Origin of the sequence: Methanosarcina sp. DH2 (assembly GCF_020804225.1) — an archaeon.
Taxonomy (GTDB): domain Archaea; phylum Halobacteriota; class Methanosarcinia; order Methanosarcinales; family Methanosarcinaceae; genus Methanosarcina.
In genome coordinates, this window is sequence record NZ_WJBI01000022.1 from 35,873 (window position 1) to 59,396 (window position 23,524).

Sequence of the window (23,524 nt, forward strand, 5' to 3'; positions counted from 1 at the left end):
TCTTATGGTCTAAAGATTATTTCATGGTCTAAAGTTATAACTTGAGGTTCCACTGAAATTCTAAGTGAGATTCCTATCTAAACTTCTACTCAGATTTATAGTTCAGGCTTATAATTAAAATCCAAGGATTCAGGTTTAAAAAGGTAATTTTTGATGAAGATAATAGCGTTCGTAGGCATGCCAGCTTCGGGAAAATCCGAAGCTTCAAGGATTGCCACTGAGATAGGCATTCCTGTTATTATTATGGGTGATGTGATCCGGAAGGAAGTTCTGAAGCGTGGGCTTGAACCCAACGATTCAAACACCGGAATGGTTGCAACGGACCTTCGCAAGTGTGAGGGCATGGATGCTGTTGCCAGACGTTGCATTTCTCAAATAAAGGAAACAGGCTCTGAACTTGTGGTTGTTGACGGTGTACGCGGGATTGCTGAAGTAGAGTGTTTCAGGCAGGAATTCGGAAGAGGCTTCATCCTTATTTCCATTTATGCTCCCATTGAGATCCGCTTTTCCAGAGTCCAGAAAAGAGGAAGAAGCGATGATATGAACAGTATCGAAGGTCTCCGCCACAGGGACGAACGAGAACTTGGCTGGGGCATGGGAGAAGCCATAGAAGCTTCCAATGTGGAAATTGAAAATAACTCCACGCTTGAGATCTTCAGAAAAGATGTTGTCGAGGTTTTAAGGAATTATTTACCATAAGTCCAGAGAGGCTGCATTTTGAGAGCCCTGATAGGACAACGCTCAAGAACAAACCCTGCAAATGATGGTTTAATAAATTATGTAAATTAACTTTCCCGAAGAGAGCAAGTTAAGACAATTATCAATTTCTGTTGAGCAATGCCGAAAAAGCAATTCAACTGAAAACCTTCCAGAACAATAACATTTGAAAGTATAAGTGGAGTAAATTTATGATAAGTGTAAAGGTTTCAGCAGCTGTATACCCTACGGAAGACCCTGAAAAAGTCATTAAAGCAGTTTCGGGCCTTTTTACAGGAATAGAACTTCAACAAGAACCTATTGATGCAACGGAACCCGAAAAAGGAGTTTCTCCTTCTTTTCTCCTTACAGGCAAGGGAGGGCTTGATCTCCTGCTTACACTGCACGGACTTATTCGTAGAGAACAGATCATAGATAGTATCCGCAACAAGGCTTTCAATAAAGGATTATCCAGGGATGAGCTCTCGGTCCGTTTTTTACTCAACAAGCAGGCAGCTTTTGTCGGAATTCCCAGCGTACCTGCTGAAGAAGAATACATGGGGTCTATTGAAGTCATTATCAGGGCAGACTCTTCTGAGGAAATGGAGAGGCTTTTTGAGTGGCTTTTGCCTCTTACCGAAGAAGGGGTGCCAGTTGTTGAAATGGGAATCGACTATGTGGAAATGGGCTGAAGTTCTCGAGTTTTTAGTTAATACGGAATTAGTTAATACGGAATTAGTTAATACGGAATTAGTTAATACGGAATTAGTTAATACGGAATTAGTTAATACGGAATTAGTTAATACGGAATTAGTTAATACGGAATTAGTTAATAATTAAATTAGTGACTATTGTTCCAGTTACTTGCGAATCTCGGCCGAGAAATTCAGTTAATCATTGAAATTTAGTTAATTATATTTCAATTCCCGCCCCAAATTTATCTTAAACAGGATGAATTAAGAGGAATGAATTAAGAAGGACGAATAAAGGACGAATTAAAGGGGATGAATTACAACCATGCAGTTGCAAAGAATCAGTTTCTCATCGCGTGCGGTCGTTGAGGATCCCTTTAAATGGGCATACAAGCTCGAAGATAGTGGGTATACGGGCTGGGAGATCGTACAGGAAGGATCTCAGTGCCTGAGTAGCAAGACTGTTCAGAACCTGAAGAATATTTATGATACTACCAGTCTGGAGTTAACCCTGCATTTGCCTTTTTCGGACATGAACCTTGCAGGCCTGAATAACTCAATCCGCACGGAAGTCCTCAGGCAGATGAAGCATTACCTGACACTTGCCTCTAATTATGTTAATCTGGCTGTAGTACATCCCGGATACCTCTCTCCCTATGGGGTACAGGTTCCGCAGCAAGCCTATATGACAAACCTTGCCTCTATCCGGGAATTATGTGACTTTGCAGCCGATCTCGGAGTTCTGATAGCTGTTGAGAATATGCCCGATCTTCCAAAGATTTTCGGCAAATATCCTGATGAAATGCAGGAAATGCTTGATGCTGTCGGAAGTCACAACATAGGTTTCACCTTTGATGTAGGGCACGCAAATACAGTTGGACTTACAGATGAATTTCTGGACCAGCTTGGAGATCGGATTTCCCATGTACACATCCACGACAATATGGGCAAAAAAGATGAACATCTACCTCTTGGAGAGGGTAATATAAACTGGAAGCAGGTTATGGAAAAACTCTCAAACTACAAAGGAATCTTTGTTACCGAAATGGCCTCGGTTGAAGAAGGGGTCAAAAGCCTCGAGTTTTTAAGAAAACTGTAATCATCTGTAGTTTCTTGTCTGTTTTTCTTCTCAGCTCTTACAGTCTTTTCTCTTATTTTTTTCCTTATTTTTATTTAATTTTTTCCTTTGAGTTCTTTTTCTTTAAGGTAATGGACCCAATCACCGTGCTCGATTATTTCAGCTTCGGGTTTTTCATCGTAAACGTATATAAAACCCTTTAATTTTTGTTTCTCTATTTCAAGGTCCACATATTCTCTGTGATACCCCCCGAAAAGCTCCATATAATCAATGGATTTTGCAACTTCGAGCTGCTGTTTCCCTGAAAATCTGCGCACTTCTGCAATCACATAACTGTTCTCAGCCGGGTAGACAGCCGGATAAGGGCCCAGGGAGTAAAGGGCATACCCCTCGATTCTTGTTATTCCCAAGAAATCCGATCTTTTTGGGAGGTTTAAACGGCGATTATTATATAGTCCATTTCTGAGACTACCATAGAGAGCCATTGTAATCTCTTCGCTTTCCACCCTTTCGTATGAACGCTGCCAGCAAACATTCCTGTGAAAGACCCTGCCATAGAGAGCCCTGTCTGTCTCCGGAGCCATGTTTTTCTCTTCTGAACTCTTTCCTTTCTGGACTCGTTTCTTTTTCACCCAATAATTTTTAATTCGATTTCTTTTAATTCGACTTCTTTTTATCCAGTTTTAAAATTATCTTATTTAGAAAAGCCGTAAGCTGCAAAGCGCTGAGTCAGGTCAAGGTTTGCAAGCAGGAAACGGTCTTCTTTGCTATAGGCAACCTTTTTGTTTCCAGAAAGTTCCAGCACGCAGGTAGTGCCTGGCTTTGCTTCTTTTACTTCATTTTCATTAACCAGTATTTTTTCAACACGCACAGGTTCGGACTGAAGCCCAACAAAAAGGTGAAGTACACTTGCGGGTTCTATTTTTTTCGTAAATTTTGAGATCGTGCATTCCAGGATATAGTCGGTAGTAACGATTTCCTTATCAGAGATGATGAAGCCTCTCTCTATGTCCTTTGCCTGTACGTTTTTCAGGCGCATCCCGACTCTTGTGCCGGTTGGAGCTTCAGTTATATCTACATCATGGCTCTGGATTGACTTAATTTCGATATCTCTGTCCAGTGGGAAAATTTTGGTCTTATCTTTATCCTTTGAGATGCCCTGCTTGACAACCCCGAGGACAACACATCCTTTTCCCATCACATTAAAAGCGTGGTCTATAAAGATCCTTGCAGGCAGATTGTTGAGTTCCGTGTGTTCGATTTCTATTTTCCCTGCCATTTCATTTATTCTGGCTTTAAGATCGTCCACACCTTCAAAAGGATTCTTTGCACTTTTATTTGTGTTCAGGACGATACATTCCCAGTCCTGGAGCGCGGTTCCTGCAGTGATTACTTTTATCTTTGCCTTCAGTTCATCAATTGCATGCATGTGGGTACTGTCCGACCTTGTCAGGGCAATAATTCCATATTTAAAGCCCAGAAGGTCCAGTGCAATAATACATTCTCCGGTGTGGGCGTCCAGGCCCTGGGAGGGGATGCACAGGACTGCTATATCGGAAATGTTCAGTGCCGTAACCAGAGATTTCAGGGTTTTCGGATAGCTATGAGCATCCACAAAAACCATGTTACGACCTTCCTTATCGTTATTATACATTGTTATATCGGAAGCCGTTCCTTTTCTCCCGAGGTTTGCGGCAAGGGAGGTCCTGCCGCTTTTTTCTGTTCCTATAATTGCAACGTTTACCATTTTGAGTCCCCTTTCTGAATCAATATTCTGAACCAATGTTTTCCAAATCAATGAGGTTTAATGGAAATATTTTCAGATTTAGTGAATTTACTTAGAATGTAAGAGTTAATTGAAGCTTAAAGATTAATTGAACCTTAATTTTTTCCAAATAATAGATTTTTGAACACGCGACCTTTCCTAAATAAGCAACTTTTAGACTGTAAATTTCGCCAGCTTTCTATCTGCCACTGGTATTAAGATACTGTAATATATTTCTTTTCGCACTATTACCAAGGAGAAACTAACCAGGAAAAGAAAACCAAGGAGAAACTAACCAGGAAAAGAAAACCAATCCGGAAAAATAACTCAAAGCCTGTAAAATAACTCAATCAAGAAAAATAACTCAGCCAGGAAAAAGAAAGTCAATCAAAAATAGCCAGAAATAGTCTTATGTAGGTAAACACTGTTACCAGAGATCCCCTTCTAAGATTGCTTGAGTCTTATCATTGGTGCTTTTGTTTATTTTTTTAATAATTATCAGATACTCATTTCCTATCGGCTGCGGCTCTTCAAAAATCGCATCAATCCCAAGCCTTTTTAGATAATTCTCAAATTCTGTAGCGGTCTTAAGCTCTTTTACTCTTATTCTAGCTTCCTCGTAGAGCCGTTGACCGTTCTTTACACTCCGTATCGACTCTCTTAGAGGGTTCAGGATGCTTTCCCCAAGCTGCATAAAACGTTTTTTGAACTCGACTTCATTTTCGTTCCATTCCACTGTCTGGAATCCTTCTCTAACAATTCTGGAGAGCATATAGTCCCTGCCAGCTTCATTGTAGAACTTGAAGGCGTGCCTCAGGTCCGAGCAGTTGCTCTGGGACGAGGTATATTTCAGGGGGGTAAGAACCATTTCAGGGTCCTTTATAACCACGCCTTCGTACTCTTTTTCTCCAAGCTCCCTGATAATTTTAGCAATCTCCTCTGCCGCTGTCTGCAGGGGAGTTTCTCCGAAGCATCGAACTTGCAGAAAGCCGTATTTTTCCAGAATTTCATGTTTTCTGGCTATGGAAAGGGGGTGGCCGCTATTTTTCTCCCGGATATCGAATATATAGAACTCCACGGATTCGATACCATAGATTTCTTTTGGAACGTACGGATTGTCAGGACCCAGCATTTCCCCATAAAGTACGAGTTCGGGGAAGTCGTCAAAAAATTTCAGGTCAAGTTTCTCTTTTGCCCTTTCAGTCGTGTAAGGACAGACATAGCCGCTCCGGGTAATTGCCAGGATCTCGCCTTTTACGTTTGCTACCCTAACATTATATCCGTTCATTTTTTCTTCAACAGCTACCTTTTCAAGCCCGCTGAAATGTTTTTTAAGCGTTGGATCAAGCACCATCGCTCTCCGGATTTTAGGAAAACCCATAATTACTTCAAACGAATCCTCTTTTTCATAAAGCACTGTTCCCCTTTCTATCCGGGAGATTTCTTTGTCGAAACGGAAAAGATAGTCATGCTTTCCCCAGTTTCTGGCAAGATAATTTTTTTCGAAGAGGTGTTGAACTCTCCCCTCATCAAATCCCAGGTAGCCAGCCAGCCGCGCAACAAACTCAGGGCTTATTTCCCCATTTTCCCCTCTGTTCATATTTGTTAATCTGTTTTCAGGCATGAAATAAGTTATCATTCCCTTATTAAGTTCCAGAGTGCATCAGTCCATAAGAAACCGGTTGGTCTATGAAGAATAAGCCAGTTTATCAAAAATCTTTTTAAGTATGTTGCTCCTAATTTCTGTACTTAAATTTCAATATAAACCAGGAAATGTAAACCAGGAAATGTAAACCAGGAAATGTAAACCAGGAGGCTACAAAATGGCTGACGATATTGACTACGAGATTATTGGCAACGATATGCAGATCGTTGAGATTGAGCTTGATCCAGGTGAGGCTGTTCAGGCAGAGGCTGGGGCTATGGCATATATGGGGCCCGGAATCCAGATGCAGACAGGTATGGGTAATGAAGGCGGCGGACTCCTGGGAGGTCTGAAAAAGGGACTGAAACGAGCCCTGACAGGCGAGAGTTTCTTTATTACAAGCTTTATTCACAAAGGTTCCGGAAAAGGGCATGTAGCCTTTGCGGCTCCGTATCCGGGCAAGATTCTTCCCCTTGACCTCTCCAAATTTGGAGGCAGTATTCTCTGCCAGAAGGATGCTTTTCTCTGTGCTGCTCGGGGCGTGGAAGTAGAATTAGCTTTTACCCGCAAACTAGGAGCAGGGCTTTTCGGCGGTGAGGGATTCATTCTTCAGAGGCTCCGGGGTAACGGATTGGCTTTTGTGCATATCGGAGGCACGGTTATAAGAAAAGACCTGGCTCCAGGTGAGACTTACCATATTGATACGGGCTGTGTAGCAGCTTTTACCGAAACTGTAACTTATGACATAACATGGTCAAAAGACTTTAAAAATGCCCTGTTTGGTGGTGAAGGAGTCGTCCTTGCTACCCTGACAGGTCCGGGCACTGTGTACATGCAGAGCCTGCCTTTCTCACGCCTTGCAGACAGGATTTTTGCAGCTTCTGCTTACGGCCGCAATCGGGATGAACAGACTGGCATTGGTGGCAGTGGGGTTCTGGGAGGCCTTCTTGGCGGAGACAGGTCATTCTAAAACAGAAGCAATTACTAAGTATAGTCGCAAGTATAGTTGCAGGCAAGTGAAAACTGTGAACAGGAATCAAGAATTAACATGTTAATTTAAACTGATAACGGATAAAACAGGAAATAAAACAGGAAATAGAATAAGAAATATAACAAGAAATAGAACAGGAAATATTAAAAGATAGGAAGGTCTGTCCTTCAAGGAGCAGACCTTTTATATCCTTCTCTTTCTTCTTTTCTCTTTTTTTCCTCTCAGATTTTATTCCTGGATTGTGTTTATGATATTCCTGCGTGCGAGGAAACCAACCAGTTCTTCTTCCAGATTGAGGACAGGAACACCTCCAACATCATGTTCCATCATGGTATTAACCGCATCTGAAAGTGGGGTGTTGGTGTACACACTGACAACACTCCGGGTCATAATGTCTCCAACAAGCAGGTTTTTAATTCTGGAATCCTGCTGATTATCAGCTACCAAGTCCCTGAAAGAGCGCATTGCAAAAGCAATGTCATCTTCTGCAACGATCCCTACAAGCTTCCCGTTTTCGATCACAGGCAGCCTTCCCACATTCTTGTCAAGGATAAGGCGTCTGGCGTGGCTTACACGGTCTGAGGGACTGATAGTGATCGGATCTTTTTCCATTACTTCCCCGGCAAAGCCCGTGAAACGGTTTGCTTTCATGAACTCCTGTGGGGTCACCCAGCCCATTGCGTTTCCATTATCAGTGACAATGATCACGCCTCCCTTCTTTTTCATCAGGGTGAGGGCATCTTTAACGTCGGTATCTGGCAAAATCTTTACAAAGTTGTCGGATACGGCTGTTGCAACATGCAAAGAGGATGCGGGTTTGCTCTGTTTCCTGCGAGTTCCGAGCTGCTCTGTCAGACTTCTCATGGTAAGTACCCCGAGCACCTGGTTGTCGTGAACTACCAGCAGGCGCTTTGTATCCTTCTTTTCCATGATATCAAGGGCGTGAGATATGGTGTCTGACTTATCAATCTTGTGTGGTTGTACCATTATGTCTTTAACTTGCATGCATTTCACCTCATGCGTATCCAGAATTTTAGTTTCAGTTCTCCACATTCCCGTTTTTACAGACCTTTTCTGTTTTTACAGGCCTTACTACATCCATTTTTCTAATTTTTATTTTGCATCCTTCTTTTGCGTCCAACAACCTTTTCCGTTTCTTTTTTGCCGTATATACCTCCGTAATGTACATGCTGCAGTGTACTTACTTAGTTAATTAATCATTACCATCTTAAAGGTATTTTGCTCCTCTTTTACTTTCAATTTCTTTTATTTTTGATTTTTAACGGATTTTGATCTGAATCAGGTTTTCAGAGCATCCTTTTCAGAGCATCCTTTTTAAATCACGGCTTTCATAATGTCTGTCCTGCTCAGTATTCCTACTATTTCTTCACCTTCACTGACAGGCAGGGCCGTTATACCTTCTTCAATCAATTGTTTTGCAGCACTGCTAATTTTCTCGTTTATATCGATGGATACTATTGGAGAAACCATGATGTCCTCTGCTGTTAAGGGTACTTCTTTTACATACCTGTAAGTTTTCTGGCCTCCGGGCGAGGACCTCCGGGTCATCTTGATGCTTTTTGTTGAAAGTTTGCCTTCGTTATCTGTTAAGAGGTTTAAGGCAAGGCTTCTGCTTGAAATGATTCCCACAGGTTTTCCTGTATCATCTTTAACGACTACTCTTTCAATTTCATTTTTGTTCATTTCGTCTATGACATGGTTGATTGTGTGGTGTCTGTGAACAGAAATGATATCTTCGGTCATCAGTCTGGGAATCTTTGTATCTATTTCATCCGCATGTTCGGAAACATAGCGCACGATATCTGTCCTGGTGACAATGCCTACAATATCATTTTTTACCACCGGAATGTTATGTACTCCGTTCTCAAGCATCAAGGCGACTGCTTGGGAAATAGAGGCCTCGGGATAAATGGTGATTACGGACTCTGTCATCAGCAACTTGATTGGGATCTGGTCAATAGGCCGTCTCCTCCAGAGGGGTTCGGCTTGAGCCAGGCGGTTGGTGATGTCTGATTTCGTGACGATTCCCACCATTTTGCCCTCGTTAAGGACAAGCAATGTACTGATTCTATGTCTTAACATCAGATTTCTTGCATGTGACACGGGTTCATCCACGTTTATAATATATACAGGTGAACTCATGATGTCCGCCACATTCATGGAATACCTCCTACATTTTTACAATATATAAGTATTAACAATTATAGTTTGTGAATCAGATATGGACTTTGTAATTTTCAGCTATTTTGAATCTTTATTTTAAGACAGGCTCCGCTCTGAAACATCAGAGAAATCAGAGCACAGAATTATTCTGGTCTGTCCAGCCAAGAAGTTTGTCCCCTATCTAACTCTTTAAGCTACCCGGATTCCTTTTCATGAGTTCTCCGGATTTAATTCTGGCTTATTCAGTTCTGGTTCGGTTTAGCAGAAGTTTGTTTAGCAGAAGTTTGTTTAGCAGAAGTTTAATCTTGCTTAGAATGTTTATTCCAGTCTTATTCAGACTCCTGTTAAAAGTCAAAACCTCGAAGGAAATCGCTCTCTGTGATAATACCATGTAGCATTCCCTCTTCCAGTATCGGAAGTGAACCTATCTTTTTCTCGAGCATAATTTCCATAGCTTTCCCCATATCTGTGCCAGGGCTGGTCCAGATCAGTTCTTTTGAAACGATAGAGCCTACAGGCTGGTCCAGAGCCTCATGAATATTTCCTGTTGTCAATTTGCTGAACGCATCCCCTCTCCCAAGGAAATGGACAATATCGGAGGCAGTGACTATTCCCGCAAAAATTCCGTCCTTTACTACGGGAAGTCTTCGGAACCTGTTCTGTACCATTACTTTTGCTGCATGTCCGATGGGTGTGTCTGTTGTTACCATTGTAACGTTTTTGGTCATATATTCATCAACAGTTTTATTTGTCACAAGCCCACCCATCAGTTCCACGGCGTTTCTTTCAGTAAAGATCGCGACAACCTGCATTTCATTATTTACTATTGGCAGGCCTCCTGTCCTCCTTTCAAGCATTGTTGTGACGGCTTCTTTAAAATCTGCCCGCTCATGAATGTACGCAACATCAGTCTCCATAATTTGCCGTACTTCCTCGTTTATTGCAGCCAGAAGGTTGCCTTTGAAACGATTTTCAACAAGGAGATTCCTGCTGCCCCCTCCCAGGAAATCAATGATATCAACAGAGGTAACTACTCCTTCCAGTCTCCCTGTTCCCGCGTCTGTGATCGGGATACGCCTGAATCTTCTTTCGGTCATAATCCTGACTGCTTCCATAATTGTTGCAGTAGGAGGAAGGGTTACTACATTTCTTGTTGCCAGAGCAAGAATTTTTCCCTCATGTTCCGCAATGCGGGACTTGAAACTGGGGCCTATTCTCATTGTGCCCATGCTGCTGACCATATGTGAGTCTTTCTGCTGAGCTTTTTTGCTTGATTTGTTCAGTTTTGGCTGAACATTCATTTTTTCGACTGGTACAAATGTCGTATTTTTGTTCAATAGGATCACCGAATCGAGTTGCAGTTAATTGCTTTTTTCATATTCCGTTTTTCATCTACCTGCATTTTGCAGGAATCTTTTCCCTGAACCTGCAATTCACATTTTAGCAGCCTCATGGTTTACTGCCGGAAACAAACAAAACCTCATAGCAACTTCTCTCGAATCTTTCTGAACACTTACTTTTGTTTGTCAATCTGTAATCGTTACTAATTATAATCTTTAATCATTATAATCCTTTTGCGCGATAACGTGTCCATTACCTTTCTGCAACCTGAGAATTTACTCAGACCACCCATTGACCATGGACTCCAGGAGGTCTTGCCTATCAGCGATTCCGGATATTTTCCCCTGGTCATTTACTATAGTAACTCTTCCGATATCATGATAAATAATCATTTCAATCGCACGCTTGACGGAATCGTTCTCTGAAAGCGTGTATGCAGGAGTTGACATAATCCTCTCAACTTTGGGACTTTCATTTGGCCTTGTCGCCCTCTCGTCTTCTATAGACATCCTCAAAATACCTGATTTAATTATGTCCCTTCTTGTTATCATTCCGATGGGATCGCCTTTCTTTGAAACTACTGGAATGCCGGTATAATCTGTCTCTATCATGTAATTCCAGACCCTGGAGATCCTTTCATCAGGAGAACAGGTTTTGACTTTTTTCGTCATAATCGCTTCTATGGTTTTCGAAACGTTTCTGGGGAGCTCCACGTTTTTGAGAATATCAACATCACTCAGGACTCCTACGACCGTACGGTCTGTTGTTGATTTGACAACCGGAACCCTGTTCTGTTTCGATTGTACCATTAGTTTTGCAGCTTTGCCAACATCCATATCCGGAGTGACCGTCGGGGACTGCCTTGCATATCCGCCTACCGTAACGTTCGAGCGCGTGGATGTCACATTCATGATATCCTGGTCATTTAACATTCCCACAAGCCTGTTTCCTTCATCAACAACGACAAGACCCCGAAAGAAGTAATCGCGCATCAGTTGACGAGCGTGAGTCACAAACTCACTCTCTTTGATACTTACAGGCTCTTCTGACATAATCTCGTTGACAATCATTGTTTACCTTCCTATATTCCTTTTAAAACAGAAAGCTTAAACGTTGGAAAGTTAGAAAGTCGAAACCTCAATGTTATATTTATTCGTAGTTCTCCCCTTCTTCCTGCCGGCAGTTTGCACATAAATACCTGCCATCTACGAATTTAAGGTCCACTGAAAAAACATCACAGGATTCACATATTCCTGTGCTGAATTCCTCTGAAACCTCCTCAATTGAGGGAATGGAAAGGAGAGCCTCCCGATTCATATCAATAAGGTCTTTGAGAATGGTGTTGAGACCGGGTGATATCATTAAGATATCAGTGTTCGAAATCATTCCAACTATCGTATTGTCTTCTAGAACTGGAAGCCTTTTTATATTGGCTTTCAACATGATCCTGGAAGCTTTAATTACACTGGTTGTAGGTTCAACAGTTATCAACGGAGTAGAGAGGATTTTGCTCGCTTCGATCTCACTTGGTCTTTTATCCTCTGTAATAATACTTTTTACAAGGTCCCTTTCAGTTATGATCCCCATGGCCTTTCCATCTTCCGTGATGATGACGCTTCCCGCATCACGGCTGACCATTTCCTTTGCAATGGCAGGAATATCCGAGTCGATATCCATTACTATAACTGCTTTATTCATAGCTTCAGAAACCGAGACCTCTCTCTCAAGCTCTCTACTGTGAATGCCAGAACCTTCCGCCCTATCAACATTTATTTCTCTTGTAGAGTCGCCTACTGTGTAAACACCAGTGTCTCTATCTCTATCAATGTTCCTCTCCCTATCAGCATCTCTCCCCCTATCAATATTTTTTTCCCTTTTAGGGTCATCTATCATTGAATGCCGTCCCCCTTTACTTTCAGCGCCTTTAAACCTACGATTCACAAAATAAGTTTTTTCAAGCTTCCAGCTTCCTTTAAAAACATTCCAGCTTACTTTAATTTTTCTTTTTAATCAATATTAAAAATTTAGCTTTTGAAAACTGGAGTTCTGGTGGAGCTTGCCATTTTAGACTCATTATCTTGTCCGCTCCCCTAATGTGTCTTCCCAACACTTTTCGGACGTTTTTATAACACTTATATATACGAGTCAATGGTACATAATGATAACGGCATTTCTTTTTTTTTGCAAATATCTCAAATTTATACAAAGTAGGCAGAGCAACCTTTTTTTGAATCAAAGACCTTTATTTTCTTCACGAGAGCTTTATGTAAGTCCGGCAGGAATTTTTTCAGAACCCCCTCATTTCCACTGGAGATTTTTGCTCATAATGAATAATATCGAATTTTCTGGAAAAAATATCAGGGAGAAATAGCAGAAGCAAAATACACTTCTGAAAAAAATCTCAAATCGAATAAAACATTCTTAATTATATTTTTAATGCTATTGATTTTTCTCACAGGAAATTTTTTAGACCCCTTTATTTCCACTGGAACTTACTTTCCAGACTTTTTGCCTTCAAATTTCTGAGTTTCAAGCTGCTAATATTTCCTATGAAGAATAAAATGATACTAGTGTCGCGACAATTTAATTATTAAACATAATATTTTGATAGTTTGTTATCGGTATAAAGGGATTCATAGCTTATTAAGTGATCAATAATTAAATTTCCATGATACTAGTGTTGGGGAAATTTATTTATGAGCCATCATAATTACGAAAAAAAACTACTTATGGGGGGTAATCTAAATATTAATGCCCCATAATTAAGTTGTCATGACACTAGATAAAAATTAAACAGCACATAAAGTAATGATCAGATGAAGTTAAAAAAATCTGGACAAATTTCGTAAATCCAGAAAATACAAAAGAAAAAACCAAACTGAAGCCAACAATTATCCAATAAAGACGTGAAAGGCAGATGAAAATAAAAACGGGAATAGATCAAAAAAATGAAATAGTAAAGAATAAAAATAGGTAAAAATAGGGAATAATTATAGAATAATCACTCTACTCCTATTCCCAACACTCAATTCCATCTCTTCGTTCAGCCCATACTTGGCATAAGCGTCAATGATCTGGATTTCGGAGTCGATATCCAGATCCTCTATCACATAGGCCTGTTCACCCCAGAGGGTTAGCCGGATATTGCCTGTTTCGTCCTTAAGTTGCAGGTTTGCGACCACATTTTCAGTTCCGTCTTCCTTCTCAAATTCTCTGAGTTCCCCGATTTCGGTAACCTTACCCTGAACAGAATAACTTTCTCCAGGAATAATGTCAGCTATGTCAGTAAACTTTTCCCTGTACTCAACCTTTTTTTCACTTTTTTGAATTATCCCTCTGGCTCCCAGGCTGAGTTCAACTTGCTGGCTGAAAGTGTTTTCCCGGGAATAAGCGTTAAGAACCTCAACGGTTTCGTCAAAATCAATCTCTTCAAGAAAATCGGTTTTTTCATCCCAGAGTGTAAGTCTTATTTTGCCTGTAGAATCACCCAGAAGAATGTTTCCAACCCTGCCGGCAGATCCGTCTTTTTTCTCAAAAGCCCGGACTTCTGAGATATCAAGCACCCTTCCTGAGATGTTAACATTATTCATTTCGGCCTTTATTTCTGCAATTGGGGTAAATTCTTCTTTGTATTCGACTTTCTTTTCACTTTTCCTGATTATGCTCCGGTTTCCTATCTGCAGTTCCACTTTCTGGGTAAAGGCATTCTCCCGGGCGTAAGCATTGATCAGCTCAACTATATCCCCATACTCAAGCTGGCTTAGAAAATCGGTTTTTTCATCCCAGAGCGTTACTCTGAGTGTACCTGTTTCATCCCCAAGCAGCAGGTTCCCCACCCTTCCGCTGTTACCATCCTTGCGCTGGAAGGTCCTGATTTCAGAAACCTCAAGTACCTTTCCTGTAAGGTTAAGGTCTCCCATCCCATCTTTTATGTCCTTTATTTTCTGGCTGCTCGAAGCCACATCAACTTCCTCTTCACTTTCGGTCAGGACTCCATTGTTACCGATATTAACTTCCACTCCGGAATAGCCCTGCTTTGCAAATCCGCTGACCTGAACTGTTTGTCCTACCTTTACTTTTCCGATTTTAATCAGGTCTGCCATGTTATCCCACAGGGTTAACTTTACTTTTCCGGTCTCGTCTCCAACGATAAGGTTTCCTACTCTGCCTATAGTGCCGTCGTTCCGGGTAAACTCTTTAATATCGAAAATTGAAACAATCCTTGCGATGAAATTAACAGGTCCGCTTTCCGGGGTAATATTTTCTACTTTTATGCTGTCTCTGCCCGCATCCGAGAATCCCAGTTCATTGGCAACTAGCATGGCAGCCATTGCCTCATCACACAGTCCTCCCATGTTCTCGACCTTTTCCTGTGTGCGCTGGAGGAAATCTTCTTTACTGATGACATGGCTGAGCTTCTTGTAAATAGTATCAATATCGGTCATGTTACTCCCTTGAATTGTTGATATTTACTTTCAGTGTTCTTTAGTCTTTGGTGATGTTTTCTTCAATATATTCTTCAATGTATATTTGACTTAAATGTCAGGCATTTTTTTCCTGAAAAACCACTGCTGCGAGTGTTATTTTAAGACATCACGCTATTTTAAGACGTTAAGCGTTTTGGAAATGTGATATATTTCAGGTGAAAGCTTGAGATAAAATTTAGATTAAATATTTTCAAATTAAAATAAAATATTTTTCAATCTTATATGAGAATTACTAGATTCTATACGTCCTTTAGTTGATGCATAATAAGAATATCCCTGAAAACGCATAATAACAATATCCCTGAAAATTAAATATGATTTGGTAAGTTTTTTCTTTTTTTGGCTATTTTTTAAAGATCCCTTGATACCGTATGTAAGGTGTCTTACTAAAGATTACTGTATGCAGGGTGAAAGTATTCGAGATGCGGAATGAGATCATTTTATGCGGTGAGTGTACCTTGAGAGTGAGTATCTCGAGTGAATAACTCTACCTTACTTCACATTTAGGAAAATATAATAAGTTATGGAGATGCTCTTATAGTGTGAATCGGCTTGATGAGGGTAAACAACATCCAGTTTTTTTCAAACATGGCCAATGTTCTCTCATTGCTTTTTATTCCCGTTTTTGCTGCATCTCTTGGTGCCTCTTACATTGATATCGGATTTATAGTAGGGATCTACTCTGCCACAACCCTTCTTTCCTCCTTTATTTTCGGAAGGCTTGCTGACCTTTATCACCTGCGTACAGTGCTTCTGGGAGGTTTTGGATTTGCCATAGCCTCTTTTTTACTTCAGGCTTTTGCCACCGATCCTTCTACCCTCATGCTTGCAAGAGCTTTAGCCGGCTTCAGTGTTGGGATTCATCCGGGAGCCCTGATAGCCTATGTCCATTATCAGAAGCAAAGCCTGGGAAGGTTTATTTCTCTGGGTTCTCTCGGCTGGATGGCGGGCTTTCTCGTAGCAGGGCTGATAGGGGTAAGAATGGACCTGCTTTTTATATTTTCATCCCTCTGTTATGCCTTCTGTTTCTTACAGGCCTTCATGTTAAAAGACATTAAAAAGCCGAAGCTGAGTGACTCTTACTTTTCCCTGAATACCTTGCTGAAGAACTCAGGGGTTTATTTCTCCCTCTTCCTGCGGCATACAGGAGCTGTCGGAATCTGGACTATTTTTCCCCTTTACCTCAAGGAGCTTGGGGCAAGTGCCTTCTGGATAGGAGTTATTTATGCTATAAATCCCGCAGTCCAGTTTCTAATTATGCGTATGCTTGACCCGTTTGAAAATGAAAAGCTGATCCGTGCAGGCTATCTGCTCTCAGAGGTCGGTTTTATCAGTTTCTTTTTTGCCCCCTCTTATCTTTACGTCATTCCGGGGATGTTCGTCATTGCCTGTTCCTGGTCTTTTCTCTATGTTGGCTCAACCCGCAGGGTTGTGGAGCTGAACCCTGATAAAGCTACGGCAGCAGGTCTCATTAACTCAATGATCGGGGCTGCAGGAGTTGCTGGAGCTCTCTTCGGAGGGGTCCTTTCCCAGTTTTTCGGTGTCAGGGCAGCAATCCTTGGAGCTGCCGTGTTCTCTATTTCAGGCTTCCTTCTCTACAAAACCCTGGAAAAAGCTGCAGGCATGCGGGGTCATTAAGAGGTAGAAAAATATCGTTTTTCAAAGTAAGGACTTAAAATTTTCTTATGAAAAAACTAGTTTTAAGAAATAAAGTTAATTAAAACAAAACCTTATTTATGGTAAAGTTTCATTATGTACGTGATACCATGATTCGAAAATGCACTGAGCACGGCTATTTTAGAGGAGTCAGCTGTCAGCAGTGTAAACACCCTGGTAGATACGTGCTGGACGATGGAAGGGAGGAAAAGCTCGGCAGGTTTGTATCAGGTACTCTCAGGCACTTCCCGGCATCTGCAGGGGTTAAAATGGACGAGTGCGGCTGGGTGGACCTTAACGCTTTTTGTGATGTTATGAAGAAGCGTTATAACTGGATGAGAAAAGAGTACCTTTATGCCCTTGTGGAGTCCGATGAAAAAGGAAGATATCAGATCAGTGGGCCCATGATCAGAGCACGTTACGGACATTCTGTTAACGTTAACCTTGATTACGAAGAAAGCGATACTCCATACGTGTACTATGGAGCAAGTCCGGAGGAAGTCGATGTCCTGCTTGAGAACGGAATTTTCCCTATCAAACAGCGCTATGTTCACCTCAGCACTTCGTATGATAAGGCAGCTGAAGTTGCCCTGATCCATACCGAAAATCCTGTGATCCTGCAGGTTGATGCCTTTAGAGCTCAGGAAGATGGAATTTCTCTAAAGCTTGCAACGGATTACATCGTACTTGCGGAAAAGATACCTCCCGAGTATCTGTTTGTACTTGAGGACTAATTCTTTTTCACTCGTTTTTTCTAGTTTTTTCTGATTCTTTTTTCCAATATCTTTTTTCTGGTCTTTTTCCTCTGAATTTCTTCTTACTATTTCTTCTTACTAATTCTCATCAATTATTTCTTTCGTTATATTTTTTCTATTTTTCCTCATTTATTAATTTTTTCAGTCAACAGATACTTCAAAAAGTCCTTCTTTTTCCTCTATCCTGAACTTCACATCCAGAAACTGTTCTGTGACCCAGATGTTTGTCGCCGCATGCAGGGTCAGCTCTCGGACAGTGTAAGAACTGTTTCCTGCGAGTGCCATATACGGAATCAACTGGTCTGCCAGATGTATATCCACGGCGGCGCTTGTTCTGAATTCTGAGATAACTTCTTCTGCAGCGCGCCTACCCACTTTTTCAGCAGGCAGCCCCCTCTCTCCAAGGGCACTTCCTCCACAGTAACCTGTCCAGAGGGTTATTCCACTTCCTGTGGAAAATGATTCGTGTGACTGGATATCGATCCGGGAATCATATCCGGCTTCAAGAAGAAGGGATTCGGCAGCTTCGGCCTGGCGTGCTGGCACATGGGCTGGAAGGTTCGATGCATGTGAAATTCCAGTGATTTCTCCCTCCTGACTCTGCCCTCCATGCAGATCCTCCTCACTTATTAGGTTCTTCCCAGCTCTTTTCTTTTCTTGTGTCTTCCGGAAATGAAAACCATGAAGCCTGCAGGGTTCAAAAACAGCTGAGACCTTTCCTCCTCCCCTGGGATAGTAACCGCGCTCTTTCAGGGTTACGTTGCCTGCATATCCAAGCTGTTCAAGTGCCCCGAAAGTTACATGCTGAAGGTAGTCCGTTGTCGGAGACCAGGCAACGTCAGTCCCCCCTATAATCGTTAACTCAACTTTTTCTTTTGCAAAAGGCAGGGCAGGCATAAGGCATTGTAAAAGCAGAGTTATGCTTCCTGCGGTCCCGATATCAATATCATACTTGCCCCCCTTTATTTCCACTGGAGCAAAAAATAACTCTGAAGAACCCGGAAAAAGCCCTGAAACCCGTGCCCCGCAGATCCTGGCTGCAGTTTCCAGTGCTTTCAGGTGCTGCTGTTTCAGGCCGGGATTTGGTCTGTTTTTCCTTATATTCGTAACCTTCACTTCTTTTCCGGTAACTGCAGAAAGGGCAACAGCCGTTCTGACTAACTGCCCTCCTCCTTCCCCGTAAGAACCATCTATTTCTATCATTTCCCTCTCCCCTTTTTCATTCAGCTTTTTACCCAGTTTTATCATTTTGTGATTTAATCGTATCTTTCATCTGATCTCTCGTCTGGACCCTCTTAATTCGTTTTAGTTTCAATTTGTTTTAGTTTCCCGCATATTTCTGACTGCAGCTTTTACAGCCGGCACAAGAGGGTCAACAAGCATGGAAACCGGAGGAGCATAGCAGGTTTCAAGGCTAAGAAAGTCTTTAATTGTTGTTTTCTTTCTTATCGCAAGGGAGAGGGCATCAATTCTTTCCTTTATACCTTCTCCTCCTGCGAGTTGCGCTCCTGCAAGGCAGCTGTCTTTAAAAAGAAGTTTTATGTAGAGATCTTTTCGTCCTGGATAGTAAGAAGCTCTTGTGCGCCCACGGGAAAATCCTGTTACAACTTTTATTCTCTGTTTTTCCGCCTGTCCGGATGTGAGCCCTACTCCGCCGAATTGCAGGTCTCCAGCAACAGCTACCCAGGGGTCAGCAAGAGGTCCGAAAGTGGAGTATTTGCCTGTAATATTATTTCCTATGACGTCTGCCATGCGTCGCGCTGTTGTGCCCAGCTGACTTAGCCTGATTTCCCCGGTTACAAGGTCGGTAACTTCCGCACATTCGCCGCCTGCGTATACATGCGGGAGAACCTCCCCTCCTGCCTTTACCTGAAGCATTTCATTTACGACTATTCCTCCTGCCTTTCCAATATCTAATCCTGCTTCTCTGGCAAGGCAGATTTCAGGCATTACACCTGTTGCCAGGAGCACGAGGTCTGCAGGAAAATACCTGTTCTTTATAAATACAGTTCTCTGTTTCCAGAAATTTTCAGGCAAAATCACAGGTTCCCCGGTGATAACTTCCACACCAAGCGCTTCAAGGTGTGCTCTCACAATTGCAGACATATCGGAATCAAACTGTCTGGAAAGAAGGTCTTTGCTTCTGGTTATAAGGATAGTTTTAATTCCTCTCTTTGTGAGTTCTGAGGCACATTCAATTCCTATCGTACCTCCACCTACGATACATACTGTTTGGGCAGTTTCCAGTGCTTTTCCAAAGAGCATGCCGTCAGCAAGGCTCCTCAGAGTAAAAATTCCGTAAGGTAGAATATTTGCCTGGCTTTCGCGGGATATGAAGGGCAAGCTCCCTGTAGCAATCACCAGTTTGTCAAAAGGATAGACTCCTTCTCCTGTCTGGACAACCTGCCCGGTCAGGTTTATTGACATTACTTTCTCGTTCAGTTTCACATCTATGTTTTTTTCCCTGAAAAAACCAGGAGTTTTTACAATCAGTTTTTCAAAACTTTCAATTTCCCTGCCCAATACAAAAGGAATTCCGCAGTGGCTGTAAGCAGTGTGGGAGTCCCATGAAAGCACGGTTATGTCAAAGTCGCTCTGCCTTCGAATTTTAGTAGCAGCTGCCATCCCACAGGCTCCCCCTCCTATAATGACCACTCTTGTAAGGTTTTTCTCTGTCCGGGCCTGTGCCGGGACTTTTCTAAAAACCTCTTCCTGAATTTCACCTGCTGTTCGAGAACTTTCACCTGCTGTTCGAGAACTTTCACCTGCTGTTCGAGAACTTTCACCTGGGGCACCTTTTATACTGAAATCGATTCCCATGCTTTTTATATGGCGTTTTGCGCCTATTATAGGTTTTTAAAAACAAAAGAATTCCAGTACACGAGGTACTTCAGACGATATGGAGAGATTTTCAGATGGTGTAAAAAGACTTTCAAGACTTTCAGTTAGTATGGAAAAACTTTCAGTTTCATTAAGTTTAATCAAACTGGTTTAATCAAGCTGTTAACCCTTTATTCTCAAAATTGTTTAACTAAAATTAGTTTTTCTCGAAAATAAATTCTATTTTGACCTTTTTCCTGAATGCCTATTTCCAGAAGTTCTTTTTCCTGAAGATCTCTTTCCTGAAATATCATTTGAAGGCGTTTTCCAGAAAATTAAAAAGGATGATGACGGTTTTCAAAAGAGGCTGATGTCGGTTTTAGTGGGGGTCTGAACGAGCGAGTTGGGAGTGGGGGGGTTAATACATAAAACAGTGTATTTGTCTCGCTCGTTCAAATTTTTAGACGTCTTTTGTTTTATATATACTTTTCTAAATTTTTCTAATTAGTCATTCTTTTAGAATTTTAAGAGCTTCCCAGAAGGTCACTATCGTTAGATTTATCGATAATGGATTAAAATAATTCAGGTTTAACGAACCCTTTAAATAACCACAAAGTTCTTAAAGCCTGCAGGCATTAAACATATGAATTTAAGACATGTGACGTACAGGATTCCTGTTTTGCCGAAATTGCTTTAAGGCGGGCGGGAGCTGTTCTGTCAGATCATATTATAAATTAACAATTTCATCCATTCATCACTACTGGATTCGTAAAGAATTTCGCGTAACTAAACGTATGCAAATTTAATAGAAATTTCAGATTATACTTTATTACCAATTCAGGGCTAATATCATTAAGTCCAAAATAAACCTTATACATATCACCCATGAAGCGAAAGTCAAAAAGTGCTTTCAATAAACCTGATGCATTCCATTCACTGCTTACCACTTATCACTTAGGGATACTTGTTTAAGATTAAATAGGCGTCTGGCACACTTCAGTCACTTACGCCTCAGGTTTATCCCATCTCTGGGAATACCCTGGAAATCTTCAGATCAGGCATATTGAATGGTAAACACATTATTTGACTTACGGCTCTGAGAGTTATTTCAGATCCATTAATAAGCTTATGTTAGGGCGAAGATTTTCGGGCAGGTACAGAAAACCTCCGATATTGTGGGGGGTATACTGTTCACTTTGACCGAAAGTCAGGAATAGCTCTATCTGTGAGAGCTTTAAAACCAGGCTGGTGCTGATCTGGCATTTGCCTTGCAGGTAAAGAGCTTTCGTCAAGCAACAGTCAGGAAGTATCCGCCGGTTTAATCATCCTGGCATAAGCATAACAGGCAGTTGCAAGCAGGTTAGGAAGTTTTCTTCCCGGTTCATAGTAACCTTCAATTATGAAATCTGCTTTTTCAAGGGTGTATTATCCCTGATCTGGTTTTAAATCTGATTTTTACTACTATTTTTGCATTTTCTGGCCTTTATGGTTTCCAGCCCGTTTCCAGGATATAAAGGATAGTTTGGACTACCAGAAAGGTACTATGAGCCGGCAGTCGGAAAAAGAATTATGTCCCGAATTTGTTCGAGTGTATAAAGAGTATTCCTATCGAATAATTAAAAAAATATCCAAAGAAAAAATCGTCCAAAATAAACCATTCATAATAAATCGTTCATAATAAACCCTTCATAATAAATCGTTCATAATAAATCATTACATTAGTTCTGGGAGAATTCACATGCAAAATACTGATACCACAAAATACATTATTCACTCTAAAATCAATGCTGATGGGGTAATTGAGCGTCCTGATATCGTAGGCGCAATTTTTGGTCAGACCGAGGGGCTGCTTGGAGCTGATCTTGATCTGCGTGATCTGCAGAAGACCGGAAGGATCGGAAGGATCGAGGTAATGGTTACTGCCAAAGGGGGAAAGACTAAAGGAAATATCTTTGTCCCTTCGAGCCTCGATAAGGTAGAGACATCGATTCTTGCAGCGTCTCTGGAAACCATCGATAGGGTAGGTCCCTGCAGTGCCAAGATTGAGGTTTTCCAGGTAGAAGATGTAAGGGCTGTAAAACGTAAAAAAATTATTGAAAGGGCAAAACTCATCTTCACGAAAATGTTCGATGAGACTGTGCCAGAATCTCAGGAACTTGCCGATGAAGTCCGGCAATCAGTAAGGGTTGACGAATTGACTTATTATGGCAAGTCAAGGATACCCTGCGGACCGAATGTGCTTAACTCGGATGCTATCATTATTGTTGAAGGCAGGGCCGACATACTGAATCTGCTTCGCTACGGTATAAAAAACACCATATGTGTGGGCGGAACTAATATTCCACCTGAGGTCGCTGAACTTACTAAAAAGAAGACCGTAACTGCTTTTACGGATGGAGATCGAGGTGGAGAACTCATTATACGTGAACTCCTGCAGGTGGCAGACATAGACTATGTTGCCCGTGCTCCGGATGGCAAGGGTGTGGAAGATCTTGTCCAGAAGGAAATCATCAGAGCCCTCCGTCGTAAGGTTCCGGTGGAACAAATTATTGAGAAATACGGGATCCAGGAAAAAGAAAGCGAGGACGGTGCCTGCAGGCTGGAACGTATTTCTAAAAGAAAGATGAGAGCACCGGAAGTTGTTCCCAGGACTGCTGAAAAGAAACTGCACAAACGTGTGAAGGTTCACAGGGTATCTCCAAAGACTGACACTTATGAAGAGGAGTTTCCTGAAGAAATAGAAGAGACGGGCCCCGAAAAAGTTACAGAAAAAGCTCCCGAAAGACCCGCTGAAAAAACTCCCGCAACGACAGAAAAAATTGAGGCAAGACAGGCTGTTTCAAAGCCTGCAGTTATGACAAGGACAGTTCCAGCAGCCAGAGTTCCCAGAGGAAAGCCCTCAGCTGAAAAGGTTTCAGCTGTGAAGGTTCCTGGTGGAGAGGCAGTAAGGGTTTCCCCTGCTCCTGCCAGACAGGCTCCGGCTCCAATTTCTCCGGAGGCAGTGAGGTTCAGACCGCATGTAGATGCCCTTAAAGGCACGTTGACGGCGAGAATTCTGGATTCTGAAGACAGAGTAATAGAAGAAATCGCAGTCAGAGACCTTGCAAGCCGGTTAAAAACCTATAGAGACAACGTGAAAAGTGTTGTTTTCGATGGTGTAATTACTCAAAGACTTGTTGATATTGCTTCGAGCAATGCAATCAAGAACCTTATAGGAGTAAAGATCGGAAACCTCGCTAAAGTCCCTGCAGATATGGAAGTTTTGACCTCCAGCATGCTCTGAGAAGGTCTTTTTCCTTTCCTTCTTTCTTTTTTTATTTCTTTTTTGATTGGTTTAGAAAAAACCGTTTATTTGCAGAATTTCATCATAGAGAAATTATTCTCCTGTTAAGGGACTAATTATCTCATTGTTAT

General features: G+C 41.7%; 19 protein-coding genes. 7 read left to right on the forward strand and 12 right to left on the reverse strand.

Going from position 1 to position 23,524, the window contains the following annotated elements; translation table 11 throughout:
* Positions 1-153: 153 nt before the first annotated feature.
* The 3 genes from FXV91_RS18180 (at position 154) to FXV91_RS18190 (ending at position 2,487) form a co-directional block, all read left to right on the forward strand.
* Positions 154-699 (forward strand): dephospho-CoA kinase, encoded by a 546-nt coding sequence (locus tag FXV91_RS18180; protein ID WP_229392205.1) that lies wholly within the window; start codon positions 154-156, stop codon positions 697-699.
* Positions 700-908: 209 nt separating this feature from the next.
* Positions 909-1,388: an RNA-binding domain-containing protein gene (locus tag FXV91_RS18185; RefSeq protein WP_229392206.1), complete on the forward strand. Its 480-nt coding sequence runs from the start codon at positions 909-911 to the stop codon at positions 1,386-1,388.
* A 325-nt stretch (positions 1,389-1,713) separates the two neighbouring features.
* A complete protein-coding gene (locus FXV91_RS18190; protein ID WP_229392207.1) occupies positions 1,714-2,487 on the forward strand; it encodes a sugar phosphate isomerase/epimerase family protein in 774 nt (257 codons plus the stop codon).
* A 74-nt stretch (positions 2,488-2,561) separates the two neighbouring features.
* Here the strand turns inward: FXV91_RS18190 and FXV91_RS18195 are convergent, their stop codons facing one another.
* From FXV91_RS18195 to FXV91_RS18205, 3 genes are all read right to left on the reverse strand, one after another.
* The gene (locus FXV91_RS18195; RefSeq protein ID WP_229392208.1) at positions 2,562-3,098 is read right to left on the reverse strand and encodes a gamma-glutamylcyclotransferase; all 537 of its coding nucleotides are present in this window, start codon (positions 3,096-3,098) and stop codon (positions 2,562-2,564) included.
* A gap of 62 nt (positions 3,099-3,160) precedes the next feature.
* Complete coding sequence (locus tag FXV91_RS18200; protein ID WP_229392209.1) at positions 3,161-4,213, reverse strand: elongation factor Tu; 1,053 nt, start codon at positions 4,211-4,213, stop codon at positions 3,161-3,163.
* A 445-nt stretch (positions 4,214-4,658) separates the two neighbouring features.
* A complete protein-coding gene (locus tag FXV91_RS18205; RefSeq protein WP_229392210.1) occupies positions 4,659-5,831 on the reverse strand; it encodes an RNA ligase in 1,173 nt (390 codons plus the stop codon).
* A 223-nt stretch (positions 5,832-6,054) separates the two neighbouring features.
* On the opposite strand from FXV91_RS18205, the gene FXV91_RS18210 reads away from it, so the two are divergent.
* A complete protein-coding gene (locus tag FXV91_RS18210; protein WP_229392211.1) occupies positions 6,055-6,846 on the forward strand; it encodes a TIGR00266 family protein in 792 nt (263 codons plus the stop codon).
* A gap of 249 nt (positions 6,847-7,095) precedes the next feature.
* Here FXV91_RS18210 and FXV91_RS18215 read toward each other — a convergent pair whose 3' ends face one another.
* From FXV91_RS18215 to FXV91_RS18245, 7 genes are all read right to left on the reverse strand, one after another.
* The gene (locus FXV91_RS18215; RefSeq protein WP_229392212.1) at positions 7,096-7,872 is read right to left on the reverse strand and encodes a CBS domain-containing protein; all 777 of its coding nucleotides are present in this window, start codon (positions 7,870-7,872) and stop codon (positions 7,096-7,098) included.
* A gap of 34 nt (positions 7,873-7,906) precedes the next feature.
* Positions 7,907-8,056 (reverse strand): hypothetical protein, encoded by a 150-nt coding sequence (locus tag FXV91_RS18220; RefSeq protein ID WP_229392213.1) that lies wholly within the window; start codon positions 8,054-8,056, stop codon positions 7,907-7,909.
* A 146-nt stretch (positions 8,057-8,202) separates the two neighbouring features.
* The gene (locus tag FXV91_RS18225; protein ID WP_229392214.1) at positions 8,203-9,048 is read right to left on the reverse strand and encodes a CBS domain-containing protein; all 846 of its coding nucleotides are present in this window, start codon (positions 9,046-9,048) and stop codon (positions 8,203-8,205) included.
* Between the two features lie 347 nt (positions 9,049-9,395).
* On the reverse strand, positions 9,396-10,397 hold the full coding sequence (locus FXV91_RS18230) for a CBS domain-containing protein (protein ID WP_229392215.1): 1,002 nt from the start codon (positions 10,395-10,397) through the stop codon (positions 9,396-9,398).
* Positions 10,398-10,667: 270 nt separating this feature from the next.
* Positions 10,668-11,462 (reverse strand): CBS domain-containing protein, encoded by a 795-nt coding sequence (locus FXV91_RS18235; RefSeq protein ID WP_229392216.1) that lies wholly within the window; start codon positions 11,460-11,462, stop codon positions 10,668-10,670.
* A gap of 79 nt (positions 11,463-11,541) precedes the next feature.
* Positions 11,542-12,285 carry a CBS domain-containing protein gene (locus tag FXV91_RS18240; RefSeq protein ID WP_229392217.1) on the reverse strand — a complete coding sequence of 248 codons (744 nt, stop codon included), beginning with the start codon at positions 12,283-12,285 and terminating at the stop codon, positions 11,542-11,544.
* 1,097 nt (positions 12,286-13,382) lie between these two features.
* Positions 13,383-14,837 (reverse strand): OB-fold nucleic acid binding domain-containing protein, encoded by a 1,455-nt coding sequence (locus FXV91_RS18245; protein ID WP_229392218.1) that lies wholly within the window; start codon positions 14,835-14,837, stop codon positions 13,383-13,385.
* A 597-nt stretch (positions 14,838-15,434) separates the two neighbouring features.
* Between FXV91_RS18245 and FXV91_RS18250 the strand changes: the two genes are divergently transcribed.
* A complete protein-coding gene (locus FXV91_RS18250; protein ID WP_229392219.1) occupies positions 15,435-16,517 on the forward strand; it encodes an MFS transporter in 1,083 nt (360 codons plus the stop codon).
* A gap of 128 nt (positions 16,518-16,645) precedes the next feature.
* The gene (locus FXV91_RS18255) at positions 16,646-17,269 is read left to right on the forward strand and encodes an RNA 2'-phosphotransferase (RefSeq protein WP_229392220.1); all 624 of its coding nucleotides are present in this window, start codon (positions 16,646-16,648) and stop codon (positions 17,267-17,269) included.
* A 162-nt stretch (positions 17,270-17,431) separates the two neighbouring features.
* Here the strand turns inward: FXV91_RS18255 and rtcA are convergent, their stop codons facing one another.
* Positions 17,432-18,493 carry an RNA 3'-terminal phosphate cyclase gene (gene rtcA / locus FXV91_RS18260; protein WP_229392221.1) on the reverse strand — a complete coding sequence of 354 codons (1,062 nt, stop codon included), beginning with the start codon at positions 18,491-18,493 and terminating at the stop codon, positions 17,432-17,434.
* A 108-nt stretch (positions 18,494-18,601) separates the two neighbouring features.
* Positions 18,602-20,110 (reverse strand): FAD-dependent oxidoreductase, encoded by a 1,509-nt coding sequence (locus FXV91_RS18265; RefSeq protein WP_229392222.1) that lies wholly within the window; start codon positions 20,108-20,110, stop codon positions 18,602-18,604.
* A 1,738-nt stretch (positions 20,111-21,848) separates the two neighbouring features.
* On the opposite strand from FXV91_RS18265, the gene dnaG reads away from it, so the two are divergent.
* Positions 21,849-23,393, forward strand: a complete 1,545-nt coding sequence (gene dnaG / locus FXV91_RS18270) for a DNA primase DnaG (RefSeq protein ID WP_229392223.1) — start codon at positions 21,849-21,851, stop codon at positions 23,391-23,393.
* The last annotated feature ends 131 nt before the right edge of the window (positions 23,394-23,524 follow it).